The sequence below is a fragment of the Bradyrhizobium sp. SOJA106 genome (genome assembly GCF_059448745.1).
The window spans coordinates 4,804,609-4,829,860 of sequence record NZ_CM182549.1; the positions used below are offsets into that span (position 1 = coordinate 4,804,609).

A 25,252-nucleotide genomic window follows, 5' to 3' on the forward strand; every position below is an offset into this window, starting at 1 on the left:
ATGGCGCGGAAGCCGTCCGCATCCAAGCCGTCAAAAGCGAAGGCCGGCCCTGCCCTCACCCATATCGGCGCCTCTGGCGAGGCGCGGATGGTGGACGTGTCGGAGAAGCCCGCGACCGAGCGGCTCGCCGTCGCCGAGGGCCGCGTGGTCATGACCAGGCCAACGCTGGACCTGATCGTCTCGGGCAATGCCAAGAAAGGCGACGTGCTCGGCACCGCGCGCATCGCCGGCATCATGGCGGCGAAGCGTACCTCGGAGCTGATCCCGCTCTGTCATCCCCTCGCGCTGTGGAAGGTCACCGTCGACATCGAGCCTGACACGAAGCTGCCCGGCTGCCTCGTCCGCGCCAGCGTGAAGGTGACGGGACCGACCGGCGTCGAGATGGAGGCGCTCACGGCCGTGTCGGTCGCGTGCCTGACCATCTACGACATGATCAAGGCGGTGGAACGCGGCGTGCGCATCGAGGGCATCCATCTCGTCGAGAAGCTCGGCGGCAAGTCGGGCCATTACCGCGCCTGAGCTCTATTTCGCCGCGCGCTGCCGTTCACGATAGGCACGCGTCTTGACGCGGTTTCCGCACAGCGTCGACATGCACCAGCGCCGCGTCGACGGTTTCGAGCGGTCGAAGAACACCCGGCGGCACTCTTCCGACGCGCACATCTTCAGCCGATCCAACGTTCCGAGCAGCGTCGCGTCGTGCAGCTCGATCGCAATCGTCGACAGGCCGGCGAGCGCATCCTCACGCACCGCCGACAATATTGCGCCGCGCCCGGCATGGGCCTCCACCCGCAATGGAAACGGCGCGAGAGCGCGGTCAAGCGCGCCGAGAACGTCCTTGTTGCGGCGCCGCTCGGCCGGCTCGCACTGCAGATAATCGCGCAAGGCACCGCGCAGCTGTAGCGCAGTCTCGAGCATCGCGGGCGTGACACGTCCGCGCTCGGTGCCGAGGCCGCGTTCCCGCATCCAGTCCGCAAGTTGCTGTGGCCCGCCGAGTTCGTCGCCCTGCGGATGCGCGACGCCGAAATGCGTGAAATGGCGGACATCGAGCGTGTTGGCGAAGTCGTAGACGTTCGCCAGCGCATCGGGAACCTTGAACTTGCGGGACTCTTTCGACATCGGGTCACCAGGGATTGGAACACCAGTAAAGCAGATTTGCCGGTTGACAGCAATAGACACCGGTATACTATGTTTACAGGTGTCAATAACGAGAACGCGAGCGGTGACCGAAGCCCTTCACTATCTCGAACTCACCGAGCTCGCCGCGCGCATCAAGGCGCGCGACATCTCCGCGCTGGAGGTGACTCGCGCGCAACTCGGCCGTATCGACGCTCTGGACGGTGAGCTCCGCAGCTACGTCCATGTGATGGCGGAAACGGCGATCGCCGCGGCCAAAGTGGCGGACGCCGAAATCGCACATGGCCGATATGGGGGCCCGCTGCATGGCGTGCCGATAGCGCTGAAAGATCTGTTCTGGACCAAGGGCATTCCGACGGCGGCCGGCACGACGCTTCATCGCGACTTTCGTCCCGGTGAGGACGCAACCGTCGTGCGGCGGCTCAAGGACGCCGGCGCAGTGGTGCTCGGCAAGGTGCAGCTCACGGAGGGCGCTTATTCCGATCACCATCCGCTGGTGACGCCGCCGAAGAATCCATGGAATGCGGCTTGTTGGCCGGGCATTTCATCCAGCGGCTCGGCGGTCGCGACCGCCGCAGGGCTCTGCTTCGCCTCGCTCGGCTCCGACACCGGCGGCTCGATCCGGTGGCCGTCGGCCGCCAACGGCCTGACCGGACTGAAGCCAAGCTGGGGGCGGGTCAGCCGCCACGGCACGTTCGAGCTGGCCGCGACGCTCGACCATGTCGGCCCGATCGCTCGCAGCGCGGCCGATGCCGGCGCGCTGCTCGGCGTGATCGCCGGACACGACCCGAACGATCCGACGTCGCTGTGCGATCCGGTGCCCGACTTTCTCGCCGCGGCTGCACAGGACGTACGCGGCTTGCGGATCGGTGTCGACGCCGCCTGGAACAGCGACGATGTGGAGGTCAAGACAAAGCGCGTGCTGGCGGACGCCATCGACGTCTTCCGCTCGCTCGGCGCTGACATCGTGGACGTCGAATTTCCCGACGTGACGCAGGCGATCGCCGATTGGGCGCCGAATTGCGCGATCGAGGCCGCCGTCGCGCACGAGGCGACCTATCCCGTCCGCAAGGGCGAGTATGGCCCCATCCTTGCCGCGGTGATCGAGGCCGGTTGCGCACTCTCCGCGCGCGATTACCAGAAGATCCTTTTGCGGCGGCTCGCGCTGCGCGGACGCGTGGCTGCACTGTTCGAGACGATCGACCTGCTGCTGATCCCGGTGCACCCGTTGCCACCTGTGACGCTCGCCATGATCGACACGCTTGGCGAACGGCCGGACCTGATCGCAAAGCTGCAGCGCTACACCTGCCCGTTCAACATGACCGGTCATCCCACGATCACGCTACCCGGCGGCGCATCAGCGGACGGAATGCCGATCGCGTTCCAGCTCGTCGCCGCCCATCTCGGCGAAGCCGCGCTGGTCCGTTCCGGCGCCGCATTCCAGCGCGCGACGTCCTGGCATCGTCGCCATCCTTCCCTCACCTCGCGGAGGCAACATTGACCAATCAAACCACGCGGGCTCATCGGAGCATTTTCCATGGCTGGTTCGTCGTCGCCGCGGCATTCGCCGTGATGTTCGTCGGCTTCGGCTCCGCCTACACGTTCAGCGCCTTCCTCGAGCCGCTCCAGCGCGATTTCGGCGCCTCGCGCGGCTCGATCTCGCTGGTGTTTTCGATCGCGGGCTTCCTCTACTTCGCGCTCGGTCTCGTCAGTGGTCCCCTTGCCGATCGGCTCGGCTCGCGGCCGCTTGCCGTCGCCGGCATGATCCTGGTCGCGGTCGGGCTTGCGGCCGCAAGCGTCGCGCGCTCGCTCGTCGAGGTCTATCTCGCCTATGGGCTGGGCGTCGGCATCGGGGTCGGCTGCGCCTATGTTCCCGCGATCGGCGCGGTGCAACGCTGGTTCGTGAAGCGCCGCGGCTTTGCCTCCGGGCTCGCTGTCAGCGGGATCGGGCTCGGCACGCTGGCGATGCCGCCGCTTGCCTCGCTGCTGATCGCATCGGTGGGCTGGCGCGGCGCCTATCTGGCGCTGGGCGCGATCGCGCTGCTGCTCGGCGCTGGGCTCGCGCTGCTGATCGAGAATGATCCGAAGAATCGGGGCCTCGGCCCGGACGGTGATCCAGCTCGCGAAGCCTCCGCTGCCGCCAACGCAAGCGGCGCCCTTGTGCGTGAGGCGGTCCGATCGACGCGTTTTGCCGGTCTCTATGTGTCGTGCCTCGTCTGCTCTTTCGGTGCCTTCGTTCCGTTCGTCCACCTCGTGCCCTACGCGCGCGACCAGGGGATCGCGGCATCCTCGGCCGTGCTATTGCTCGGGATGATCGGGGCCGGCAGCACCGCAGGTCGGTTCTTCCTCGGCGCGCTTGCCGACCGGATGGGCCGCGACCGCTCGCTGATCATGGTGCTGATCGGAATGGCGTTCGCGATGGTGATCTGGGCCGTCGCGGCAAATGCCTGGGCTCTCGCCGCCTTCGCCTTCGTCTACGGCGTGTTCTACGGCGGCTGGGTCGCTGTGCTGCCGGCGGTCGTGATGGACTATTTTGGCGGACGCAACGTCAGCGGCATCATCGGCGTTCTCTACACCAGCGTCGCCTTCGGCACACTGGTAGGCCCGAGCGCCGCCGGCTTTGCCTACGACTCGAGCCACAGCTACGCGCTGCCGATCCTGCTCGGCGCCGCCGCGAACATTGTCGCGGCGCTGATCGTGATGGCAATATTGCCGCGCAGCGGAACGCGCGCAGTCACTTCAGCGACGAGCTGATCGATCCGAATTTCGCGCTGAGTTTGCTGCCCATCCCGTTGATGAGAGTGATGATCGCAAGCGCGATGCCGGCGGCGATCAGCCCCTATTCGATGGCGGTCGCGCCGGATTCGTCGACAAAGAAGTTCTTCAAAAGGTTTTTCACGATCGCATCCCTCTGTCTCGCTCTCATGGCTTTTTCGCAAACCACGTGCCAAGGTCGCCGCGAGGATTGCCAGCAACTTAGATGGTTAAGCCTTGGTTGACCGCGGCCGGTGCGGCAGAAATTGACTGGCATCGCCGAGGCCATCCGGCAATTCCTGCACCTCTTGTCCTGCCCAGACCGATTGTTTTTGCGTGCGTACCTTCATGGTGCGTTAACCAGCCTTCCTAACTTCGCCTCCACATCGTTCCCGTAAACCAACGGATGTTTTCGGGCTCAGTATTGACCCTGACGTGTGCACGGCAACGATCCAGCATGATGACGAGATTTGGTAGCCGCCTCTTTGACCAGGCTTTCGTGCGCAGCGGACCGATCCGCTGGCTGGTGGTGGGCGGCACGCTTTTGATCGCTGCGATCGCCGTCGGCGCGACCCTGATGGCGCAGAATTTCCGCGAGCGCGCGTTGCGCAACGCCGGCCGCGAGCTGGAAAACACCGCCCTGCTGCTCGCCCACCATTTCGATCAGCAGCTGCAGGATTTCGCGGTCATCCAGAAGGATTTCGTCGATCACGTCCGAACCACCGGAATCAGCAGCGTGGAGGACTATCGCAAGCGCCTGTCCGGCCAGGACGTCCACCGCATGCTGCGCTCGAAGATCGAGGCCCTGCCTTACATCGGCGGCCTCAACATCATCGATGCCGACGGCAATCTGATCAATTCGTCGACGGCGTGGCCGGCCCCGAAAGTGAACGTCGCCGACCGCGCCTATTTCCGAACTTTCAAATACGACCCCTATTCGCCTGATGTTCTGATCGAGCCGCTGCATAGCCGCGTCTCTGGCGCCTGGACCATCCTGATCGTCCGCAGGATCGTCGGACCGAACGGCGAGTTCATGGGCGTGGTCGGGCGCGGCATCGAGCCCGTCAATTTCGAGAAGTTCTTCGCCTCCGTCGTGCTCGGCGATGGCGCAACGATCTCGATGCTGCACCGGGACGGCACGCTGCTCGCCCGCTATCCCCATTCCGGCGAGCTGATGGGACAGAATTTCAAGACCGGCTCGTTTGAGCAGCAAAGGATTTTCGGCCTCGATCATTTCGCCGGCCGCTTCATAAGCCCGGTCGACGGCGAGGACCGGCTGGCCTCGGCGCGGGCCCTGCCCCACTTCCCGATCCTGATCATGGCCACCACCACGCGGACGGCGGCACTGACCGACTGGCGCGAGCAGAACGCCATCCTGATCTCGGTCGCCGGCGCCTCCGCGCTCGCCATCGCCGGCGTTCTGATCGCGATCGTGCGCAAGCTGCTGGAGCAGCACCGCGCCTCCCGCGAGCGGCTGATGCTGGAGAAGCAGCGCCTCGACCGCGCCGTCAACAACATGACGCAGGGTTTGCTGCTGTTCGACGCCGAACGCCGGCTCGTGGTCTGCAACCAGCGCTACATCGAGATGTACCGATTGTCGCCAGACGTGGTCAAGCCGGGCTCCAGTTTCGACGACATCATCGCCCATCGCCAGGCGACCGGCTCCTTCACCGGCAACGTCCAAGACTATGTCGCGCGCGTGCTGCGCGACATCCATGTCCGCAACTCCATGGTGGTCGACACGGCCGACGGCCGCTCGATCCAGATTCTCAACGAACCGCTCGCCGACGGTGGCTGGGTGGCGACGCACGAGGACATCACCGAACGGCGGCGTATCGAGGAACGCATCACCCATCTCGCCCATTACGACGCCCTCACCGACCTGCCCAACCGCGCCATGTTCCACGAGCATCTGCGCGCGGAGCTGGCCGGCGTCACCGGCGGCGAACAGGTCGCGGTGCACTATATCGACATCGACGAGTTCAAGGGCGTCAACGACGCACTCGGCCATCTCGTCGGCGACGAACTGCTGAAGTCGGTGGCTGCGAGCCTGAGCCGGTGCATCGGCCCCGCGGATTTCGTGGCGCGGCTCGGCGGTGACGAATTCGCCATCGTGCAGAGCGCCGTGACGTCGCCGGACCAGGTCAACGAGCTCGTCGCACGGGTCTTCCATGCCATCCGCACCCCGTTCGACTGCATGGGTCATCATCTCACCACAGATGCCAGCATCGGCATCGCGCTCGCGCCGGAGCACGGCACCGCGCTCGACCAGATCCTCAAGAACGCGGACATGGCGATGTATGCCGCCAAATCCGCCGGACGCCGCACCTATCGCTTCTTCGAGCCGGAGATGGACGCCAAGGTCCACGAGCGGCGGCAGCTCGAGATCGACCTGCGCCACGCCATCGCGCAAGGCGGGGGCGAAGGCGGCCTCGAGGTCTATTACCAGCCTTGCCTCGGCCTGAAGGACGACCGCATCACCGGCTGCGAGGCGCTGGTGCGCTGGCGCCATCCCGAGCGCGGCATGGTCTCGCCGGCCGAGTTCATCCCGATCGCCGAGGACACCGGCCTGATCAACGAGATCGGCGAATGGGTGCTGGCAACCGCCTGCCGGGATGCAGCGAGCTGGCCCGACGACATTCGCCTCGCCGTCAACGTCTCCCCGGTGCAGTTCAAGAGCGGCACGCTGGCGCTGAAGATCATGGCGGCGCTCGCCGCCTCCAATCTGCCAGCGAGCCGGCTCGAGCTCGAGATCACCGAAGCGGTGCTGATCCGCGACGACGATGCAGCGCTCGCGATCCTGCACCAGCTGCGCGCCATCGGCGTGCGCATTGCGCTCGATGATTTCGGCACCGGCTACTCCTCGCTGAGCTATCTGCACCGCTTCCCGTTCGACAAGATCAAGATCGACCGCTGCTTCGTCAAGGACATCGCCGGCCCCGACGGCTCGGCCAGCATCGTGCAGGCGGTCGTCAATCTGGCCGCCGCCCGCCGCATGGCGACCACGGCCGAGGGCGTCGAGACCGAGGAGCAGCAGCGCCTGCTCCGCGCGCTCGGCTGCTCGGAGATGCAGGGCTATCTGTTCAGCGCCGCGAAGTCCGCCGACCAGGTGCTGGAGCTGTTCGCCCTGCATCGCGGCCGGCTCGCCGAGCGCAGCGGTGCGGAAAACCGCCGCCGCGAGGCGAGCTAGCCATTCGGCCTGCGCGCCGCGCTTGACGGTGACATCAGGCCAAAGTATTTCAGCGCTCGCAGCTGCCGAATGCCGCTGCCGTAGGCGTTACCGTCATCCAACGCGTCCTTTGTCGAGAGGATCCCGGCTGGGAGATCTCGATTCACGAGACGCCACGGTTATGCCATCACTTTCCCCGTTTGCGGACATTTCCCCGTTCAAGACGTCGATTCCAGCGCGGCTTCTTGTCGCCTGGATGTTCGCAGTCTTGTCGGGTTGCTCGCTGCCGGGGTCTGCTGGGTTGCCGTGGCCTTCACCTCCATCGAAAGGCAGCAACCATGAAGATGACTGGCAACACGATCCTCATCACCGGCGGCACCAGCGGCATTGGCCGCGCACTGGCTGAAGCTTTCCACGACCGCGGCAATCGCGTCATCGTCACCGGACGACGACAGGCCCTGCTCGATCAGATCACGGCTGAACGCCCCGGCCTGGTCGGCCTGCCGCTCGACCTCGACGATGCCACGGCAATGCCGCGCCTGGCAGCCGAGATGCGCGCGCGCTTCCCCGAGCTTAACGTGCTGATTGCAAACGCCGGAATCTCCCGGACGGAGGACATGACCGCGGACGGCTGGGACGCCTCAGACGCGGAAGCGATCGTCGCGACCAATATTCTCGGCGTGCTGCGCGTCGCGGCCGCACTCCTGCCGCTCCTGAAGACGCAGCGGAATGCGACGATCATCGCGACCAGCTCGAACCTCGCTTTCGTGCCTCGCGCCGACCTTCCGACCTATTGCGCCAGCAAGGCGTTCCTGCACTCCTGGCTGCAATCATTGCGTCACCAGCTCCGCAGGATCCCGGTCGAGGTGCTGGAGCTCGCGCCGCCCTATGTGCAGACCGAGCTGACCGGCCCGCAGCAGGCCAGCGACACGCGCGCCATGCCGCTTGCTTCCTACATCGCGGAAGTGATGCAACTGCTGGAGCTGCGGGTGCATCCCCGCGATGAAGTGCTGGTCGAACGCGACCGCGCCCGCCGCTGGGCCGAGCGCGACGGCCGCTACGAGGCAACATTCGCGGCCTTGAATCCGAGCTGAGACGGCGCCCGACACGAATTCGCCCGGGAGCGGTATCCACTCCCGGGCGATCGATATCTCGATGTTGTACGGTTTAGTTCGGCACCGCAGCCTTCGGCGCGGGCTTCGCGGCGACCGCATTCGCGGTCTGGCCGTGGAGGAAATCGTAGGCCGCGTGCAGGGCCTTGTCGTCCTCCTCCTTCGGCGGAACGTAGGACTGCGATCCGGTCTGCTCGGTGCCGTCGGCGGCCGAGAGATGCCCGCGCATCTGCGACTCCGCCATGGTGTCCATGCGGCCCTTCAGCTCGGGCGGCACCTCCTGGAGGATCTCGATGTCGGGCGCGATGCCCTGGGCCTGGATCGAGCGGCCCGAGGGCGTGTAGTAGCGCGCCGTGGTCAGCGCCAGCGCGCCGTTGCCGGCGCCGAGCGGGATGATGGTCTGCACCGAGCCCTTGCCGAACGAGCGCGTGCCGATGATCGTCGCACGCTTGTGATCATGCAGCGCACCGGCCACGATCTCCGAGGCCGAAGCCGAACCGCCATTGACCAGGATCACGAGCGGCTTGCCCTTGGTGAGGTCGCCGCCATGCGCGGTGAAGCGCTGGGTCTCCTCCGGATTGCGGCCGCGGGTCGAGACGACCTCGCCGCGCTGCAGGAATGCGCTCGACACCGACACGGCCTGGTCGAGCAGGCCGCCCGGATTGTTGCGCAGGTCCATCACATAGCCGACGAGCTTCTCCTGCGGGACCTGCTTGGAGATCGCGGCGATCGCCTTCTTCAGCCCGTCGGTGGTCTGCTCGTTGAACGAGGTGACGCGGATATAGCCGATGTCGCCGTTCTCGACATGGAAGCGCACCGGGCGCACATGGATGATCTCGCGCGTGATCGCGACGTCGAGCGGCGCATCCGCCCCCTTGCGCATGATGGTGAGCTTGGTCTTGGTGTCGACCGGCCCCTTCATCTTGTTGACGGCCTGTTCGAGCGTCATGCCCTGCACCGCCTCGCCGTCGATCTTGCTGATGAGGTCGCCTGACATGATGCCGGCCTTGGACGCCGGCGTGTCGTCGATCGGCGAGACGACCTTCACGAGGCCCTCCTCCATCGTGACTTCGATGCCGAGGCCGCCGAACTCGCCGGAGGTGGTCTCCTGCATCTCGGTCCAGGCCTTGTCGTTCATGTAGCGCGAATGCGGATCGAGCGCTGTCACCATGCCCGTGATCGCGCCTTCGATCAGCTTGGAATTGTCCGGCTTCTCGACGTAGCTCGCCTTCACGCGCTCGAAGACCTCGCCGAACAGATTGAGCTGGGTATAGGCATCATCCGCGCTCGCTGCCGCCCGTGCCGCCCATACGCCGCCATGGGGGCTCGCGACCAGAAGGGTCAGACACGCTCCGGTGAGCGCGCCCAGGGGGAACAGCAGGGATTTCCGCATGGAGGGCCTTCTTAGCTGGCGGTTCTGTTGGAGGTCTGGAAGCCGCCATGCAAATGGCGATCCAGCCCGCTTCTCACAATACCATTCAGGTTTCTTGATGGCCGGGCCGCCAGGCTGGCGGTACATCGCAAAAATCTCTCCCAAAAAGCCTTGGCCGGCGAGCTAAACTTTTGGCAACGTTCCGAAACCGTTCACGCAAAGCGGAATCGGGTTGGCCCGGCCACGCCTCGCAGCTATGCGATTTTAGGATGGTTTTGCAGGGCCGGACGGGCTAGGCGATGAGACAAGGCTTCAAATTCTCGGGAGGATAACAATGAACGAAGCACCCCGCATCCGGCCGGAACGGAACGTTGAGCTCGGCGCCAGCAATGAGCCGTTCCAGAACCTGCATGAATTCATCCGGAAGGCGCGTGCCAACCTCAACCAGAACGCCTGGGACTACATCGTCGGCGCCGCCGAGACCGAGACCACAATGCGCCGCAACCGCATGGCGCTGGACGAGATCGCCTTCCGGCCGCGCGTGCTGCGTGACGTCCGCAAGGTCGACGGCTCGGTCGAGCAGTTCGGCCGCAGGATGCGGCTGCCGGTGGTCCTGGCCCCGGTCGGTGCCCTCGAGATTTTTGACCCGGATGGCGCCGCGAGCGTCGCGCGCGCGGCCGGCACCTTCGGCGCGGCGCACATGCTGAGCTCGGTGTCGGAGCCCGGCCTTGAGAAGACCGCCGAGTCCGCTCCCGATGCGCTGCGTCTCTACCAGCTCTATGTCCGCGGCGACGACGCCTTTGTCGCCGATGTCGTCAGCCTCGCCGAGAGAAACGCCTATGCCGCATTCTGCCTGACCGTCGACACCGCCCATTACAGCCGTCGTGAACGTGACATCGCCAAGCGCTATGTTCGCGAAAGCCGCCTGCGCGCCACCGGCGGCGATTTCCAGAAGGGTCTGGAGTGGCGGACCGTGAAGATGATCAAGGACAAATTCAAGATACCGCTGATCCTCAAGGGCATCGCCACCGCCGAGGATACGCTGATCGCGCTCGACCATGGCGTCGAGTGGATCTACGTCTCCAACCATGGCGGGCGCCAGCTCGATCACGGCCGCGGGGCCATGCACGTGCTCCCTGAGATCGTCGATGCCGTGAAGGGCCGCGCCAAGATCATGGTCGACGGCGGCTTCTGCCGCGGCACCGACATCGTCAAGGCGATCGCGGCGGGCGCCGACCTCGTCGGCATCGGCCGGCTGCAATGCTGGGCGCTGGCGGCGGCGGGCGAAGCTGGCGTCACGCGAATGCTGGAACTGCTGGAGGACGAGGTGCTGCGCTGCCTCGGCCTCTTGGGCGCCACGTCGTTCGCCGAGGTCAACAAGTCCTGCCTGCATCCGGCGACCGCGACAAATGCGCCGAGCGTGTTCAGCGCGTTCCCGCTGTTCGACCATGACCCGTATCGGTACTGAATGAAAGGATGCAGGTGACTTCGCTCTCTCCCGGCAGCGCCGATGCGCTTCTGTTCGATCTCGGGCGCGTGGTGCTCGACATCGATTTCTCCAAGGCGATCGACTGCTGGGCGGGACATGCCGGCTGCAAGCCCGAAGCCATCGTCGCGCGCTACGTGCGCGATGAGGCCTACCGGCTGCACGAGCTCGGTAAGATCAGCGACGAGGACTATTTCGCCTCGCTGCGCACCTCACTCGGGATCGGCATTTCGGATGCGCAGTTCCTGGAGGGGTGGAACGCGATTTTCGCCGGCGAGATGCCTGATATCGCCGAGCTGTTGCCGCGTGCGGCAAGGCAGATGCCGCTCTACGCGTTCTCCAACACCAACCGGCCGCATGTGGACTATTTCTCGAAAGAATATGCCGAGTTGCTTGGCCATTTCCGAGAGATCTACCTCTCCTCCAGCATCGGCCTACGCAAGCCGGACGCGGAGGCTTTCGACCATGTCGTGGCCGCCATCGGCGTGCCCGCCAACCGGATCGTGTTCTTCGACGATCTTGCCGAGAACATCGAGGGGGCCCGCGCCCGTGGCTTGACCGCGGTGCACGTGACCTCGCCCACGATGTCGGGAAGGCACTGAAAGCACTTGGGGTTTGACGTTCGGTGCGGTTCGGCCTGTTACCGGGTCAGCCGGTGCTGGAACTAATTTGGCGCAGAATGAGGAACCAAATCACTTTGTGCAATTTTGTACGGAGTTCCCGGAACGAATGTTCGCGGGCGGACTCATGACTCCGTTGGGAATTCTACATCGGACTCATCCTCGTGTTGGGCAAAACCTACCTCACCAAGCAGGCCTCGCTGCTGATGAAATACGCCAGAACCACCTCGGATTCTGAGCTCTCCGCCAAATTGATCAGCAAGGCCGCCGACCTGAAATCGCAAGCCGATCCGCTGCCCGACAAGGATCAGAGTCCCAAAGCGCCGGACGTCAGTCCGGACGAGCAGCCGGGGAGTTGACCGATGCTGGCCGTGGCGCTCGTCCTTCTCATCCTCGCCATGGCCATCCTCATACCGGTCTGTCTCGCCTTCCGGATCATGCCGCGGCGGATTTGACGTCAGTCTTTCACTGCAGTGCGGATCACACAGGATGAATCATCCTGCGTGACCGCCTTTTTGCCTCTGCGCCTGCACTCGGCTAGAACTCTCGCCGCCGATTTGCCCGAAGGGGCGTAGCTGGAGTTTTCACCCGTGGCCCTGATGCCGGTTTCTGACGCGCTTGCCGCGGTGCTTGCCGGCGCAGAGCCGCTGCCTGAAGAGATGGTCGCCCTCGACCACGCCTTCCACCGCGTGCTCGCCCGCCACGTCGCTGCGCGGCGCACGCAGCCGCCGCAGGCGATGTCGGCGATGGATGGCTATGCGGTGCGCGCGGCCGATGCCGCGACAACCGAGTCCCAGCTCACCGTGATCGGCGAAGTCGCGGCGGGCCGGCCGTTTGCGGGATCGGTCGGTAGCGGCGAAGCCGTGCGGATCTTCACCGGCGGCGTCGTTCCCGATGGCGCCGATGCGGTCGTGATCCAGGAGGACACGGTCGTGGACGGCGGGCGCATCACCATCAAGGAAGCGGCAGTGACGGGACGGCACATCCGCCCGGCCGGCGTCGATTTCCGCGAGGGCGACGTGCTGCTGCGCGAGGGCATCCGGCTGACCGAGCGCGACCTTGCACTCGCCGCCGGCATGAATCACCCGCTTCTGCCCGTCCGCCGCCGCCCGAAAGTCGCGATCCTCGCCACCGGCGACGAGCTTGTGATGCCGGGCGCCACGCCTGGCCCCGGCCAGATCGTCTATTCCAATGGCTACGCCCTTCACGCGCTCGCGCGCAGCGAGGGGGCCGATACCGTCGATCTCGGTGTTGCCGCCGATACCCTGGACGCCACCACGGCGGGCATCCGCCGCGCCCGCGAGAGCGGCGCCGACATCCTGATCACCACCGGCGGCGCCTCGGTCGGCGACCACGATCTGGTCCAGCAGGCACTGACGGCCGAGGGGATCGCGATCACATTCTGGAAGATCGCGATGCGGCCCGGCAAGCCGATGATGCATGGACGCCTGGCGGCAATGCGCGTGATCGGGCTGCCCGGCAATCCCGTGTCATCCTATGTGTGTGCCTTCCTGTTCATGGTGCCGCTGATTCGCGCGCTGTCGGGCCGTTCCGTGATTCACCATCGCCGCGAACGGGCGGTGCTCGGCCGCGACGTCGGCGCCAACGACCAGCGTGAGGATTATCTGCGCGCACGGCTGGAGACGCGCGACGACGGCACGCTGATCGCCGTTCCCGTCAATCACCAGGATTCCTCACTGCTTGCGAATCTCGCTGCGGCACAGGCACTTCTGGTGCGCGCGCCGTTCGCGCCGAAGGCCGAAGCGGGCACGCCTTGCGAGGTGCTGCGCCTGCCGGTCTGAACGCGCCGGCTACACGCGTGGCGCGAACTTTGTCGCGTTCACGGTAAATTAAGCAGTTGCGGAACATGTATCGAACATATAGTGTCCGTTCATGATTTGTTTCGAGCATGTAGCGGCTTATCGCTGAATTCAGCGTCTCGGAATCGAACGACATCAACCGGGGGATTTTGGTCGAGATGTTAACGCGCAAACAATACGAGCTCCTGCGGTTCATCAGCGAGCGATTGAAGGAAAGCGGCGTGCCGCCCTCCTTCGACGAGATGAAGGACGCGCTCGATCTGCGCTCGAAGTCGGGCATCCATCGCCTGATCACCGCACTCGAGGAGCGCGGCTTCATCCGCCGCCTGCCCAATCGCGCCCGCGCCATCGAAGTCATCAAGCTGCCCGAGCTGCAGGCCGCGGCCGGCAACCGCCGCGGCTTCACGCCGAGCGTCATCGAAGGCAATCTCGGCAAGGTGAGGACGACGTCCAGCCCGCCCGCCGACGAGGGCGAGCGCCCCGTCGCCGTGCCGGTGATGGGCCGCATTGCGGCCGGCACGCCGATCGAGGCGTTGCAGACTCGCAGCCATACGATCAGCGTCCCGCCCGACATGCTCGGCTCGGGCGAGCATTACGCGCTCGAGGTGCGCGGCGATTCCATGGTGGAAGCCGGCATCCTCGACGGCGACATGGCGCTGATCCAGCGCAACGAGACCGCCGACACCGGCGACATCGTGGTGGCGCTGATCGACGACGAGGAAGCGACCTTGAAGCGCTTCCGCCGTCGTGGCGCCTCGATCGCGCTCGAGCCCGCCAATGCGGCCTATGAGGTGCGCATCCTGCCGCCGAACCGGGTCAAGATTCAGGGCAAGCTGATCGGGCTTTATCGGAAGTACTGATACCGCAAGTCCTGAGCGCGCTGTCCGCGCGCTCCGGTCGGCATCGCCATCAGAGATCGGAGCGGATGATTGTCCGCTCCCGCTGGATAGTCTTTCTGGTTTCGCTCAGATTATCCGGCCCCTGCTCCGACGCTACATCCTCGGCACGCCGCACCAAGCAGACCGCTTCGGGATGGCTTTTGAAGGTTCGAGGAGACGTCATGCGCAAGATCATCCTGAGCACGGTGGCCGCAGCGCTGATTGCGGGATCAACGTCGCAAGCCGTTGCTGCACCATCGCATCGCCATGTCCGCAAGGACACCGCCAAGGAAACGGTAGCGAGCGAGCAAGTCCGAAACGCGCGCAATGCGCTCACGCAGCCATCACAATCGGTCTGGCCATATTCCGGCTGGTCGGCGCCCGCCGGCCGCTGACACGCGCCCACCGAATGCGCGAAAGCAGGGTTTGTTCCTAGCGCCTTCGGGAAAGATAATGTGATCGCATGCTGCGGTGGCGAGCCGCAGATTTGCCTATAACCGCGCAGACGCTATGATGCTTCCACTCTGATAGAGGCCTGCGCCTCGTAAGACAGAGGCGCGGGTTGCTATCTCCGCATGAGGAGCACCCACGATGTGTGACTACAGCCTGCATGCCGTCGCATCGCGCCCTGCCGAAGTCGGCGAGACGATCGTGACGACAACTTTCCGCGGCACCTCGACGCGCGGCTTTGCCTCCGCGGCCGATCCAACAGTCGCGGTCTGCCTGCTGCCGGGAACGGAGCTCGCCTTCGCCGACAACGTCCGCTACGACAATCGCTGGATCTGGACGCGCACCGTCAACTCGCGCGTCGGCAAGTTCGGCAAGATCGATCCGCACATTCCCGATCGCCATCATGATGCGATCGAGTTCCCCGACGGCAAATACGTGCTGGTGACGCAACTCGTCGAAGGCCAGCAAGCAACTGTGCTGCAACTGCCCGTGACGCAGCCGCTTGGCGAGCGCGAGCACAAGCCGCAGGTCAGTGCCGAGAACCGGCCGGCAACTCCGCGTCTGCCGATCGGCTGACGCAGATATCCCGGGCCGACAGCCCGGGCCAGGAAGAGAGATCGCCATCGCCGGCCGTGGCCGGCGACGTGGTGTGGCTTGCGTCTCTCGACATCCGGGCGGACGAGGTCAGCCCACCGCCTTCCCGCCGCACGAAGTTTGCGCTGTCCTGCCTGAATTTTGACCGTCCGCTCCGCAAGTAAATGCCCGATGCTGTCTCGGCTGGTGTCTTGGCTGGCGTCTTGGCACGAGGCGGCGGGCACGTTCGATGAAGACCTTCATTCGCGTCGTTGAGCTCTGGGTACCGGACCGGACGCGCATGCGGCTGGAATTCGGCGGCGGCCTCTACGACGAGGGGCTGTCCGCGTTCAAGGCTGTGAGCGAGGATCTGAATTTCGGATATGACGAGGGACTTCCCGGCAAGGCCTGGGCGAGCGGCCACCCGGTGATTCTCACCAAATTCGCCAACTCCGATTTCAAGCGAACTGATGAGGCGCTGGCGGCGGGACTCACCTGTGGGGTCGCGGTGCCGGTATTTTCAGGCGAATTCCTGCAAGCCGTGATGGTGCTGTTCTGCGGCGACGACGAGGCGCATGTCGGCGCGATCGAGCTCTGGCACAATGATCCTGACGTCTCACACGAGATGGGACTCGTCGATGGCTACTATGGCACTGCCGACATGTTCGAGTTCAACTCCCGCCACACCAGGTTTCCGCGCGGCTTCGGCCTGCCCGGACGCACCTGGAAAGCGGGCCTGCCGCTGATCATCAAGGAACTGCACAACGCCAAGAGCTTTCTGCGCTGGGAGGATGCAGCCGAGATCGGCATCAATCTCGGCGTCGGCATCCCCTACCGAACCGGCACCGACCAGACCTGGGTGCTGACCTTCCTCTCCGCACAGGCATCGCCGATTGCGCGACGCTTCGAGATCTGGGTCCCGAACGAGACCCGCTCCGCGCTCGTCTTCCGCGACGGCGATTGCAGCGCGCAGACCGATCTTGCCGCGCTCTATGCCGAAAAGTCCATCACCAGGGGCGACGGCAGCATTGGCGGCGCCTGGGCCACCGGCATGCCCGCGATCAACGATGATCTCTCCCATGACCGCTCGACCTCGGCCGCGGCGGCACGCGCGGCCGGACTGAGCCGGATGGTGGCCCTGCCCGTCGTCGGCAAGTCCGGCCTCGACTCCGTGCTGGCTTGGTACCTGTAGCCGGTACGCTCAATCATCGGCCTGCAAGTCCGTCTCGGACGGGGTCGCGTTCCGGTTGCGGGGAGCAGCCGGCGGCGCAAGGCTCGCCCCGAAATCAGCCTCGCCCGCAATCGCCGGGGACCACGGCCGGTCGGCGCCTCTCGCCTTCACCGCCTGCACCGCGAATCCGTCGCCGCGACGTGTCAGCGCCAGCGCGCCGTGCGCCGCGAGCCTCTGCCGGTCGACCACCATCGCAGCGCAATCCGGCGGCGCTGGCCTTGCCGTGACCACCAGTGCAGCGCGACTGCAATCATCAGCCAGTGCATCGATCCGCAAGGACAGCGCGACCAGCCGCCCATCGGCGAGCGGCGTGAGGCAGCCGGCCTCGTCGCATGACACGCCGTCGGCCAGTGCGGCACTGCCACCATCGCGCGCATCGGCATCGGCGGCGAGCCACTCCTTGAGCAGAAAACCGTCCTTGCTGGCCCTGATCAGATGCAGGTGGCCGTCCCTGCCACGCACAGCGATACTCTGGCCGTCCCCGGCAATCAAAACGTCGGGTTGGCGCACCGACAGCCCCCAGAGCATCGCCACCAGCAGCACCACGGCGCCGGACCAGCGCAGCGGCGTCCGCAACAAGCCCATCACGATGACCCCGAGGCTCGCCGCGATCAGCGGGCCTATGCCGAATGCCGGGATGCGGCCGACAGCGCCTGGCAATCCCGCTACCCAGCGCGAGACCGCGATCATCCAATCGATACCGATCCCCATCAGCCACCAGAACACGCCGTCGAGCCCGAACGGTGCCGCAAGCAGGCCCAACAGCCCAGCCGGCATGACCAGCGCCGAGACCACCGGCATCGCGCCGAGATTGGCGAGCACACCGAACGGCGTGACGCGGTGGAAGTGAAAGGCGGCGTAGGGCGTGGTCGCAAGCCCCGCGATCAGCGAGGCCAGGAACAGCATCGCGATCTCGCGTCCGCCCCACAGCGCGATGCGCGCGGTCGTGGAATGATCGGGCGAGGCAAACAGGTTCGGCATGCCGATCTGCACCAGCGCGACAAGTCCGAGCGTCGCAGCAAAGGACATCTGGAAGCTCGGATGCACAAGCGCTTCCGGCGCGACCGCAAGCACGATCATCGCCGCCACGGCCAGCGTGCGGAAGGTGATGGCGCGCCGGTCGACCATCACAGCGATCAGCACCACCGCCGTCATGAAGAACGATCTTTGCGTCGCGACTTCCGCGCCCGACAGCAGCAGATAGAACGCCGCAGCGACCAGCGCCGCGGCGGCCGACCATTTCTTGATGGGGAAGCCGGCCGCCAACCCCGGAATCAAGGCCAGCAGCGCGCGCACCGCGAAGAACACGACACCTGCGACGACGGCCATGTGGTAGCCGGAGATCGACAGCACATGACCAAGGCCCGAGATGAACATGGCGTCGTTGACGGGCGTCGTGATCGCATCGCGCCGACCGGTGAGCAGCGCGGTCGCGATGGCGCGATCGTCGCCTTCGAGCGTTGAGCGGATGCGCGCGTCGATCGCATCGCGCAAGCCCTGCATGAACGCGGCGTAGCGCAGCCGCAGGCCGCCGGTATCGGGCGGCACCGACGCCGTGATCGCGCCCATCACGAAGCCGGACGCGCCAATACCCTGGAAGAACATGTCGCGCGAGAAATCGTAGCTGCCGGGTCGCACCGGCGAGATCGGCGGCAACAATCGCGCCTTCAGCTGCACGAAGCTGCCGACCTCGGGCGCAGTCCCTTTGCGCACCGACAGGCGCACGCGCTCGAGCTTGACGTCGCTGCGCTGCGCCTCCATCGCGGTGACGCGAAGGACAAAACGATCGGTGCGCTCGCGGATGTCGCGGGTCTCGACGAAGCCCGACAGCGATACCGAATAGAGCGGCTTTGCCAGTACGGTGTGCGAAATGCGCGCCGTCTTCCAGGTCGCCACGGCAAGGCCGGCCGCGACGGCAGCGATCAGAAGCGCAGGCGCGAACCACCGGCTCCGTCGCAACAGAACCGCGCCAGACATGAGCGCGACCGCGGTGGCGGCAACGACCCACAGCACCGGCTCATGATCGGCCGCGAAGTACAACGCGATGCCGCCGCCGAATGCGACAGGGACCCACGGCAACAGCCGCCCTGCGCCGGTTTCAGCGTGCGCCCATTCGCGGAGCGTCTCGACGGTCGCGGGCCAAAGGCCGGAGCCCACCGGCGCAAAGCCGTCAGCCGCGACGGTTCGGCCCGTCGGCCAAGTTCCCGCAATCCCTTGCGAGACACGCTGCGGCCGGCCCGGCTCTGCCATTCCCTAGCACCCTGCGATACGCGACGGGTGCCGAGGCTACCGGAACGTGCAGGCGGACGAATAGCGGTACGGATCGGGAACGAAGGGGACGCCGCCCTACTTTTCCTCTTCCATCGTCACGGCGACATCCGCTTTCGCCGAGAGGCGGACCTTGTTGCCCTCGACGTCGGCGACGAGACCCTTATCGATGAAATGATGATGGCCCTTGTGGCTGCCCTCACCGCTGTCCTTCTTGGTCAGCTTGATGCGATTGCCCTCGACCCGGTCGACGGTGCCGACATGGACGCCATCGGCGCCAATGACTTCCATATGCTCTGCGATGTTCTGCATGGCGGGATCCTTGTTGGATCCCGGCCAACGCGCTCGCCCGACGTTCGTTTCCATCGCCGGAATGACGATCCCGTGTGCGTCCGCTAGATCAGCGGCACTTGCGACGAGGCGTGGTGATTGACGATCTTCCAGTCGCCGTCCTCTCGCGTGATGACCCAGCTCATCTTGATGACGAGATCGTCTCGCTCGCCCGCGAGGTCGAACGCGATGGTGGCCGCCATGTTGATCAGGTCAGGGCCGGCCTGCGCCGCGTTCACCTCGGAAAAGGTCGCGTTCGGCTTTGCGCCAGCGCGGCAGGCCGTTGAAGTAATCGGCGACGCCGTTCCTCCCCCGATAGAGCTTTGGGTTGGAGCCGAAGAAGAACGCGTTCCTCGCATAGAGCGACGACGGCGCGGCAGCATCGAGCTTTGCGAAGCGGGCGCACCATTTCGCGATGATGGCGGAAACGATGGCGTCAGCTTCGCTGCTCATCTCGGCTCCTCAGCCTTTGGCGACTTCCTTCGCGAACGTATCGCGCAGGCCAATGGTGCGCGAAAACACCGGCTTGCCCGGCGTCGAGTCCTTGTCGCGCACGAAATAGCCCTGGCGCTCGAACTGCATCGGCTCCATCGAATTGGTCTCCGCAACGGAAGCCTCGACCCGCGCATCGGACAGGATCTCCAGCGAGTTCGGATTGAGATCGGCCGCGAAATTCGAGGCGTCGGGGCTCGGGTTGGCGAACAGCTGGTTGTAGATGCGGATCTCTGCCGGCTTCGACGTCGCCGCCGGCAGCCAGTGCATGGTCGCCTTGACCTTGCGACCGTCGGGGGCATTGCCGCCTTTGGTCGCGGGGTCGTAGCTGCAGCGCAGCTCCACCACCTCGCCCTTATCGTTCTTGATCACACCGGTGCACTTGATGAAATAGGCATAGCGCAGCCGCACCTCGTTGCCCGGCGACAGTCGGAAGAACTTCTTCGGCGGGTTCTCCATGAAGTCGTCCTGCTCGATATAGAGCTCGCGGCCAAACGTGATCTTCCGCGTACCGGCGCTAGCGTCGTCCGGGTGGTTGATCGCCTCGAGCTCCTCGGTCTGCCCTTCCGGGTAGTTCTCGATCACGACCTTGAGCGGCCTCAAGACTGCCATGCGCCGCTGCGCCGTGCGATTCAGCTCCTCGCGGATGCAGAACTCGAGCATGCCGACGTCGACCACGCTGTTCGCTTTCGCCACACCGATGCGCTTGACGAATTGGCGCAGCGCGGCCGGTGGCACGCCGCGGCGGCGCATCCCCGCCATAGTCGGCATGCGCGGATCGTCCCAGCCCGCGACATGACCGTCGCGGACGAGCTGGGTCAGCACGCGCTTTGACAGCAGCGTGTAGGTCAGGTTGAGGCGCGCGAACTCGTACTGATGCGGCTCGGACGGCACCGGCAGCTTCTCGATGAACCAGTCATAGAGCGGCCGGTGGTCCTCGAACTCCAGCGTGCAGATCGAATGCGTGATGCCTTCAATGGCGTCCGACTGGCCGTGGGCATAATCGTAGCTCGGATAGATGCACCACGTGTTGCCGGTGCGCGGATGGTGCGCGTGCAGAATGCGGTACAGCACGGGATCGCGCAGGTTGATGTTGCCCGCGGCCATGTCGATCTTGGCCCGCAAAACCCGCGCGCCGTTGGGGAATTCGCCGGCCTTCATGCGGCGGAACAGGTCGAGATTCTCCTCGACCGAGCGGTCGCGGAACGGCGAGTTCTTGCCGGGCTCGGTCAGCGTGCCGCGCGAGAGGCGGATCTCCTCCTGGGTCTGGTCGTCAACATAGGCAAGCCCGTCGCGGATCAGCTGCTCCGCCCATTCGTACAGGCGGTCGAAATAGTCCGAGGCGAAGAACAGGTTCTTGCCCCAGTCGAAGCCGAGCCAGCGCACATCGGCCTGGATGGAATCGATATATTCCTGCTCTTCCTTGACCGGGTTGGTATCGTCGAAGCGCAGATGGCACCGGCCCGGAAACTCCTGGGCGATGCCGAAGTTAAGTGCGATCGACTTGGCGTGGCCGATATGCAGGTAGCCGTTCGGCTCCGGCGGGAACCGGGTCACGATCTCCTTGTACTTGCCCTGATCGAGGTCGGCCTGGATGATGTCACGAATGAAATCGCGCCCAACCTCGCCTGCCACCGGTTCTGTCATTACGAAAATCCTGTAGGGAAATCAGCGGTCCTTCTGCCAAATTCGCGTGGCCGCGCCAAGGGCTTAAGTACGGCTTTAAGCCGTCCGCCGTCGGGCTTTAGTTATGCTCCGGTCCTGCTATACACCACCGCCTCCAATGCATAGGCCCTGCCAAGAATGACCGATCCCGTCGTCACCCGCTTCGCTCCGTCTCCGACCGGCTTCCTCCATATCGGGGGTGCCCGCACCGCGCTGTTCAACTGGCTCTATGCGAAGAAGCACGGCGGCAAGATGCTGCTCCGGATCGAGGACACCGACCGGGAGCGCTCCACGGAAGCTGCGATCGGCGCCATCCTGGACGGCTTGAGATGGCTCGAGCTCGGCTGGGATGGCGAGGTCATCTACCAGTTCAGCCGTGCCGCCCGTCACCGCGAGGTCGCCGAGCAGCTGCTTGCCGACGGCAAGGCCTACCGCTGCTACGCCACCGCCGAGCAGCTCGCCGCCATGCGCGAGAAGGCGCGAGCTGAGGGCCGCACCCGCCTCTATGACGGCATGTGGCGCGACCGCGATCCGGCAACGGCGCCCTCCGACGTCAAGCCGACCATCCGCCTGCGCGCCCCGCAGACCGGCGAGACCGTGATCGAGGACCAGGTCCAGGGCCGCGTGGTCTGGCAGAACGAGAACCTCGACGACCTCGTGCTGCTGCGTGGCGATGGCAACCCGACTTACATGCTCGCCGTAGTGGTGGACGACCACGACATGGGCGTCACCCATGTCATCCGCGGCGACGATCATCTGATCAACGCCGCCCGCCAGAAGCAGATCTACGATGCGATGGGCTGGGCGCTGCCGAGCATGTCCCACATCCCGCTGATCCACGGCCCGGACGGCTCAAAACTCTCCAAGCGGCACGGCGCGCTCGGCGTCGATGCCTACCGCGCCATGGGGTACCTTCCGGCCGCGCTCCGCAACTACCTCGTCCGGCTCGGCTGGAGCCATGGCGACCAGGAGATCTTCTCGACCGAGGAGATGATCGCCGCGTTCGATCTTGCCAGCGTCGGCCGCGCCGCTGCCCGGTTCGATTTCGCCAAGCTGGAAAGCCTCAACGGCCACTACATCCGCAACGCCGACGATCAATCACTCGTGAAGATGTTCGGGGACGTCCTCGATCACGTCGTGCCAGCCCGCGAGGATATCAAGGCGAAGTTGAACGACACCACGCGGGCGCAGCTGCTCAAGGCCATGCCGGCCCTGAAGGAGCGCGCCAAGACGCTGATCGAGCTGATCGACGGCGCCTATTTCATCTTCGCCGACCGGCCGCTGCAGCTCGATCCCAAGGCGGCCGCTCTGCTGACGGACGAGAACCGCAAGCTGATCGGCCAGCTTCATTCCGCACTGGAGAAAGTTGACGCCTGGAGCAGCGCCACCACCGAAGCCGCGCTGCGCGCCTTTGCCGAGGAAAAAAGTCTTAAGCTCGGCGCGGTCGCCCAACCGCTGCGAGCGGCGCTGACCGGACGGACGACCTCGCCTGGTATATTTGAGGTTTTGGACGTGCTGGGACGCCAGGAAAGCCTGGGGCGGCTTAAGGATCAGTCCAAGGACTAGACTAAGACGTAAGTAGGCCATGGCTGCCATGATCTTGCAGCGCACACAGCAATAATATACCCATCTCCCCCGTACATTCTGGAATATCCGGCCTGCCCCACCACCTCATCGGGGCCTTCCGGGTCCGGCCCGTTTCACCATACATCGGGGACCTCTGATGGACGCAAAACCAAGCAACAAGACCGCCACGCTGACGGTCGGAAACAAGAATTACGATCTTCCGATTCACAGCGGCAGCGTCGGGCCTGATGTCATCGATATCGGCAAGCTCTACGGCCAGTCCGGCCTGTTCACCTACGATCCGGGCTTCACCTCGACCGCGAGCTGCCAGTCCAAGATCACCTATATCGACGGCGACGCCGGCGTGCTGGAATACCGCGGCTATCCGATCGAACAGCTCGCCGAGCACGGCGACTTCCTGGAGACCTGCTATCTCCTGCTGTACGGGGATCTGCCGACCGCCGCGCAGAAGAAGGATTTCGATTATCGCGTGACCCATCACACGATGGTGCACGAGCAGATGGCCCGGTTCTTCCAGGGCTTCCGCCGCGACGCCCACCCGATGGCGATCATGGTGGCCGCCGTCGGCGCGCTGGCAGCGTTCTATCACGATAGCACCGACATCAACGATCCGAAGCAGCGCATGATCGCGTCCATGCGCATGATCGCGAAGATCCCGACGCTGGCGGCGATGGCCTACAAGTACACGGTCGGCCAGCCCTTCGTGTATCCGAAGAACTCGCTCTCCTTCGCCGAGAACTTCCTCAACATGTGCTTCGCCGTGCCGTGCGAGGAGTACAAGATCAATCCGGTGCTCGCTGACGCGCTGGACAAGATCTTCATCCTGCATGCCGATCACGAGCAGAACGCCTCGACGTCGACCGTGCGTATCGCCGGCTCCTCGGGCGCCAACCCGTTCGCCTGCATCGCGGCCGGCATCGCCTGCCTCTGGGGCCCGGCACATGGCGGCGCCAACGAAGCCGCGCTCGCGATGCTCTCCGAGATCGGCACCGTGGACAAGATCCCCGAATTCATCGCCAAGGTGAAGGACAAGAACTCCGAAGTCCGCCTGATGGGCTTCGGACATCGCGTCTACAAGAACTACGATCCGCGCGCCAAGATCATGCAGAAGATGTGTCACGCCGTGCTCAAGGAGACCGGCCATGGCGACGATCCGATGCTGAAGGTGGCGATGGAGCTCGAGAAGATCGCGCTTAGCGACCAGTATTTCATCGACCGCAAGCTGTACCCGAACGTCGACTTCTATTCGGGCATCACGCTGAAGGCGATGGGCTTCCCGGTCTCGATGTTCACCGTGCTGTTCGCGGTCGCCCGCACCGTCGGCTGGATCAGCCAGTGGAGCGAGATGATCGAGGATCCGCAGCAGAAGATCGGCCGTCCGCGCCAACTCTACACCGGCGTCACCCGCCGCGACTACGTCGCGATCAAGGATCGCAAGTAAGACCTGAGCCGACGGGGCTCTCAGAACGGCGCCATCTCACGATGGCGCCGTTTTTGTTTGGCGCCGAAAAACCGGCAACGATCGTCTCACCGGCATCATTTCATACGGCGGCTTCCAGCCTGGCAGCGCAGCAATCCGTCCACGCTAAGCATCGATTGCTGGAAACTCCGCACCAAGATCGAAGCCGGTCTCCTCGGCCGGGTAGTACAAATACCCAGCCAGCGAAAAATCGACGATGGTCGGCCGGTCGCCCAGCATGAAGCGCCGATCGCCGCCGAGATGCTTCTCGACTATTGACAACGCTCCGTGCGCCCTCGCGCGCGTATAAGCCAGCACATCCGGATGCAGCGGCTCCGGCGTCATCGATTGTAAAACCCGGTGCGCGGCAAAGCTGCCGGTGAACCTGTGATTATCGAACAACAACCAGCGTGCAGTCTCAAAGCGTTCCTCCGCATCCAATGGTCCGAACATGCCGTGGGTCTCGGCAAGCCATCCCAGGATCGCCCCCGACTGACTGAGGCATCGGCCATCGAATTCGAGCACCGGGATCTCGCCCATCGCGTTGGTCGCAGCCCGCCAGTCGGGATCGCGTGTCACACCGCCGACGAAGTCGACGCCAATCGGCTCCCAATCGATCCCGGCACAATTGAGAAACAGCGCAACCTTGAACGAATTGCCGGACGCTCCGACGCAATGCAGCCGATATCGCACCATTGGGCAGACCTCGCTCGATCATCGTGAGATCATGTGCGCCCGCCGCTGACACTATTATGGCAGCAGCTTCTCTTGCTGCCCCGCACAACAACATGTCGCCGCATCCCGCCCGCGAGCGCTTGACAGGCGAAGCGCTCCGCGCGCAAATTCTTACAC

20 protein-coding genes and 3 pseudogenes are annotated in these 25,252 nt (G+C 64.9%); 15 read left to right on the plus strand and 8 right to left on the minus strand.

The features are described from left to right. Positions 1-519, plus strand: coding sequence for a cyclic pyranopterin monophosphate synthase MoaC (gene moaC / locus AC5V87_RS22225; protein WP_495367764.1), 519 nt, complete (start codon positions 1-3; stop codon positions 517-519). A gap of 3 nt (positions 520-522) precedes the next feature. Here the strand turns inward: moaC and AC5V87_RS22230 are convergent, their stop codons facing one another. After that, on the minus strand, positions 523-1,116 hold the full coding sequence (locus tag AC5V87_RS22230; protein ID WP_456838269.1) for a CGNR zinc finger domain-containing protein: 594 nt from the start codon (positions 1,114-1,116) through the stop codon (positions 523-525). A gap of 103 nt (positions 1,117-1,219) precedes the next feature. Here AC5V87_RS22230 and AC5V87_RS22235 point away from each other — a divergent pair, with 103 nt between their 5' ends. Further along, positions 1,220-2,635, plus strand: coding sequence for an amidase (locus AC5V87_RS22235; protein WP_495367765.1), 1,416 nt, complete (start codon positions 1,220-1,222; stop codon positions 2,633-2,635). Further along, complete coding sequence (locus tag AC5V87_RS22240; protein ID WP_495367766.1) at positions 2,632-3,888, plus strand: MFS transporter; 1,257 nt, start codon at positions 2,632-2,634, stop codon at positions 3,886-3,888. Before AC5V87_RS22235 ends, AC5V87_RS22240 begins: the two co-directional genes overlap by 4 nt. On the opposite strand, the pseudogene AC5V87_RS22245 reads toward AC5V87_RS22240, so the two are convergent. Continuing rightward, a pseudogene (locus tag AC5V87_RS22245) lies at positions 3,869-4,033 on the minus strand (Flp family type IVb pilin). The gene AC5V87_RS22240 and the pseudogene AC5V87_RS22245 sit on opposite strands and share 20 nt — an antisense overlap. Positions 4,034-4,345: 312 nt before the next feature. On the opposite strand from AC5V87_RS22245, the gene AC5V87_RS22250 reads away from it, so the two are divergent. Next, the gene (locus AC5V87_RS22250; protein WP_495367767.1) at positions 4,346-7,078 is read left to right on the plus strand and encodes a bifunctional diguanylate cyclase/phosphodiesterase; all 2,733 of its coding nucleotides are present in this window, start codon (positions 4,346-4,348) and stop codon (positions 7,076-7,078) included. A gap of 317 nt (positions 7,079-7,395) precedes the next feature. Beyond that, the gene (locus AC5V87_RS22255) at positions 7,396-8,151 is read left to right on the plus strand and encodes an SDR family oxidoreductase (RefSeq protein ID WP_495367768.1); all 756 of its coding nucleotides are present in this window, start codon (positions 7,396-7,398) and stop codon (positions 8,149-8,151) included. Between the two features lie 73 nt (positions 8,152-8,224). Here the strand turns inward: AC5V87_RS22255 and AC5V87_RS22260 are convergent, their stop codons facing one another. Further along, positions 8,225-9,562, minus strand: a complete 1,338-nt coding sequence (locus AC5V87_RS22260) for a S41 family peptidase (protein WP_495367769.1) — start codon at positions 9,560-9,562, stop codon at positions 8,225-8,227. Positions 9,563-9,875: 313 nt separating this feature from the next. On the opposite strand from AC5V87_RS22260, the gene AC5V87_RS22265 reads away from it, so the two are divergent. The 8 genes and pseudogenes from AC5V87_RS22265 to AC5V87_RS22300 all read left to right on the plus strand — a co-directional run bounded on the left by AC5V87_RS22265 (position 9,876) and on the right by AC5V87_RS22300 (position 16,560). After that, positions 9,876-11,009: an alpha-hydroxy acid oxidase gene (locus AC5V87_RS22265; RefSeq protein ID WP_495367770.1), complete on the plus strand. Its 1,134-nt coding sequence runs from the start codon at positions 9,876-9,878 to the stop codon at positions 11,007-11,009. An 8-nt stretch (positions 11,010-11,017) separates the two neighbouring features. Further along, positions 11,018-11,646: pseudogene (locus tag AC5V87_RS22270) on the plus strand (HAD-IA family hydrolase). Positions 11,647-11,811: 165 nt separating this feature from the next. Continuing rightward, positions 11,812-12,006, plus strand: coding sequence for a hypothetical protein (locus AC5V87_RS22275; protein ID WP_027559400.1), 195 nt, complete (start codon positions 11,812-11,814; stop codon positions 12,004-12,006). A gap of 231 nt (positions 12,007-12,237) precedes the next feature. Next, positions 12,238-13,449 (plus strand): molybdopterin molybdotransferase MoeA, encoded by a 1,212-nt coding sequence (locus AC5V87_RS22280; RefSeq protein WP_495367771.1) that lies wholly within the window; start codon positions 12,238-12,240, stop codon positions 13,447-13,449. 176 nt (positions 13,450-13,625) lie between these two features. After that, entirely contained in the window at positions 13,626-14,327 is a 702-nt protein-coding gene (gene lexA / locus AC5V87_RS22285; protein WP_456838262.1) for a transcriptional repressor LexA, read from the plus strand. Between the two features lie 200 nt (positions 14,328-14,527). Beyond that, complete coding sequence (locus tag AC5V87_RS22290; RefSeq protein WP_456838261.1) at positions 14,528-14,740, plus strand: hypothetical protein; 213 nt, start codon at positions 14,528-14,530, stop codon at positions 14,738-14,740. A 196-nt stretch (positions 14,741-14,936) separates the two neighbouring features. Next, positions 14,937-15,371 carry a hypothetical protein gene (locus tag AC5V87_RS22295; RefSeq protein WP_456838260.1) on the plus strand — a complete coding sequence of 145 codons (435 nt, stop codon included), beginning with the start codon at positions 14,937-14,939 and terminating at the stop codon, positions 15,369-15,371. A gap of 247 nt (positions 15,372-15,618) precedes the next feature. Then, positions 15,619-16,560, plus strand: coding sequence for a GAF domain-containing protein (locus AC5V87_RS22300; RefSeq protein ID WP_456838259.1), 942 nt, complete (start codon positions 15,619-15,621; stop codon positions 16,558-16,560). A gap of 9 nt (positions 16,561-16,569) precedes the next feature. On the opposite strand, the gene AC5V87_RS22305 is transcribed toward AC5V87_RS22300, so the two are convergent. The 4 genes and pseudogenes from AC5V87_RS22305 to AC5V87_RS22320 form a co-directional block, all read right to left on the minus strand. After that, entirely contained in the window at positions 16,570-18,849 is a 2,280-nt protein-coding gene (locus AC5V87_RS22305) for a ComEC/Rec2 family competence protein (protein WP_495367772.1), read from the minus strand. A 96-nt stretch (positions 18,850-18,945) separates the two neighbouring features. After that, the gene (locus AC5V87_RS22310; protein ID WP_128925944.1) at positions 18,946-19,179 is read right to left on the minus strand and encodes a DUF2171 domain-containing protein; all 234 of its coding nucleotides are present in this window, start codon (positions 19,177-19,179) and stop codon (positions 18,946-18,948) included. Between the two features lie 83 nt (positions 19,180-19,262). Beyond that, positions 19,263-19,650: pseudogene (locus AC5V87_RS22315) on the minus strand (nuclear transport factor 2 family protein). A 9-nt stretch (positions 19,651-19,659) separates the two neighbouring features. Beyond that, on the minus strand, positions 19,660-21,336 hold the full coding sequence (locus AC5V87_RS22320; protein WP_456838257.1) for a glutamine--tRNA ligase/YqeY domain fusion protein: 1,677 nt from the start codon (positions 21,334-21,336) through the stop codon (positions 19,660-19,662). A gap of 156 nt (positions 21,337-21,492) precedes the next feature. Here AC5V87_RS22320 and gltX point away from each other — a divergent pair, with 156 nt between their 5' ends. Both gltX and gltA read left to right on the plus strand, forming a co-directional pair. Continuing rightward, positions 21,493-22,920 (plus strand): glutamate--tRNA ligase, encoded by a 1,428-nt coding sequence (gene gltX, locus AC5V87_RS22325; RefSeq protein ID WP_456838256.1) that lies wholly within the window; start codon positions 21,493-21,495, stop codon positions 22,918-22,920. A 157-nt stretch (positions 22,921-23,077) separates the two neighbouring features. Next, positions 23,078-24,382, plus strand: coding sequence for a citrate synthase (gltA, locus tag AC5V87_RS22330; protein WP_456838255.1), 1,305 nt, complete (start codon positions 23,078-23,080; stop codon positions 24,380-24,382). A gap of 144 nt (positions 24,383-24,526) precedes the next feature. On the opposite strand, the gene AC5V87_RS22335 is transcribed toward gltA, so the two are convergent. Beyond that, positions 24,527-25,096, minus strand: coding sequence for a glutathione S-transferase family protein (locus AC5V87_RS22335; protein WP_456838254.1), 570 nt, complete (start codon positions 25,094-25,096; stop codon positions 24,527-24,529). Positions 25,097-25,252 lie beyond the last annotated feature (156 nt).

What these genes read in the sequence shown, in the direction of transcription:
- AC5V87_RS22255 (WP_495367768.1), top strand. Translation starts at nt 7,396, where the DNA reads ATGAAGATGACTGGCAACACGATCCTCATCACCGGCGGCACCAGCGGC.
- AC5V87_RS22320 (WP_456838257.1), bottom strand. Translation starts at nt 21,336, where the DNA reads ATGACAGAACCGGTGGCAGGCGAGGTTGGGCGCGATTTCATTCGTGAC.
- AC5V87_RS22300 (WP_456838259.1), top strand. Translation starts at nt 15,619, where the DNA reads ATGAAGACCTTCATTCGCGTCGTTGAGCTCTGGGTACCGGACCGGACG.
- AC5V87_RS22230 (WP_456838269.1), bottom strand. Translation starts at nt 1,116, where the DNA reads ATGTCGAAAGAGTCCCGCAAGTTCAAGGTTCCCGATGCGCTGGCGAAC.
- AC5V87_RS22295 (WP_456838260.1), top strand. Translation starts at nt 14,937, where the DNA reads ATGTGTGACTACAGCCTGCATGCCGTCGCATCGCGCCCTGCCGAAGTC.
- moaC (WP_495367764.1), top strand. Translation starts at nt 1, where the DNA reads ATGGCGCGGAAGCCGTCCGCATCCAAGCCGTCAAAAGCGAAGGCCGGC.
- AC5V87_RS22290 (WP_456838261.1), top strand. Translation starts at nt 14,528, where the DNA reads ATGCGCAAGATCATCCTGAGCACGGTGGCCGCAGCGCTGATTGCGGGA.
- AC5V87_RS22305 (WP_495367772.1), bottom strand. Translation starts at nt 18,849, where the DNA reads ATGGCAGAGCCGGGCCGGCCGCAGCGTGTCTCGCAAGGGATTGCGGGA.
- gltX (WP_456838256.1), top strand. Translation starts at nt 21,493, where the DNA reads ATGACCGATCCCGTCGTCACCCGCTTCGCTCCGTCTCCGACCGGCTTC.
- AC5V87_RS22335 (WP_456838254.1), bottom strand. Translation starts at nt 25,096, where the DNA reads ATGGTGCGATATCGGCTGCATTGCGTCGGAGCGTCCGGCAATTCGTTC.
- lexA (WP_456838262.1), top strand. Translation starts at nt 13,626, where the DNA reads ATGTTAACGCGCAAACAATACGAGCTCCTGCGGTTCATCAGCGAGCGA.
- AC5V87_RS22260 (WP_495367769.1), bottom strand. Translation starts at nt 9,562, where the DNA reads ATGCGGAAATCCCTGCTGTTCCCCCTGGGCGCGCTCACCGGAGCGTGT.
- AC5V87_RS22250 (WP_495367767.1), top strand. Translation starts at nt 4,346, where the DNA reads ATGATGACGAGATTTGGTAGCCGCCTCTTTGACCAGGCTTTCGTGCGC.
- gltA (WP_456838255.1), top strand. Translation starts at nt 23,078, where the DNA reads ATGGACGCAAAACCAAGCAACAAGACCGCCACGCTGACGGTCGGAAAC.
- AC5V87_RS22310 (WP_128925944.1), bottom strand. Translation starts at nt 19,179, where the DNA reads ATGCAGAACATCGCAGAGCATATGGAAGTCATTGGCGCCGATGGCGTC.
- AC5V87_RS22265 (WP_495367770.1), top strand. Translation starts at nt 9,876, where the DNA reads ATGAACGAAGCACCCCGCATCCGGCCGGAACGGAACGTTGAGCTCGGC.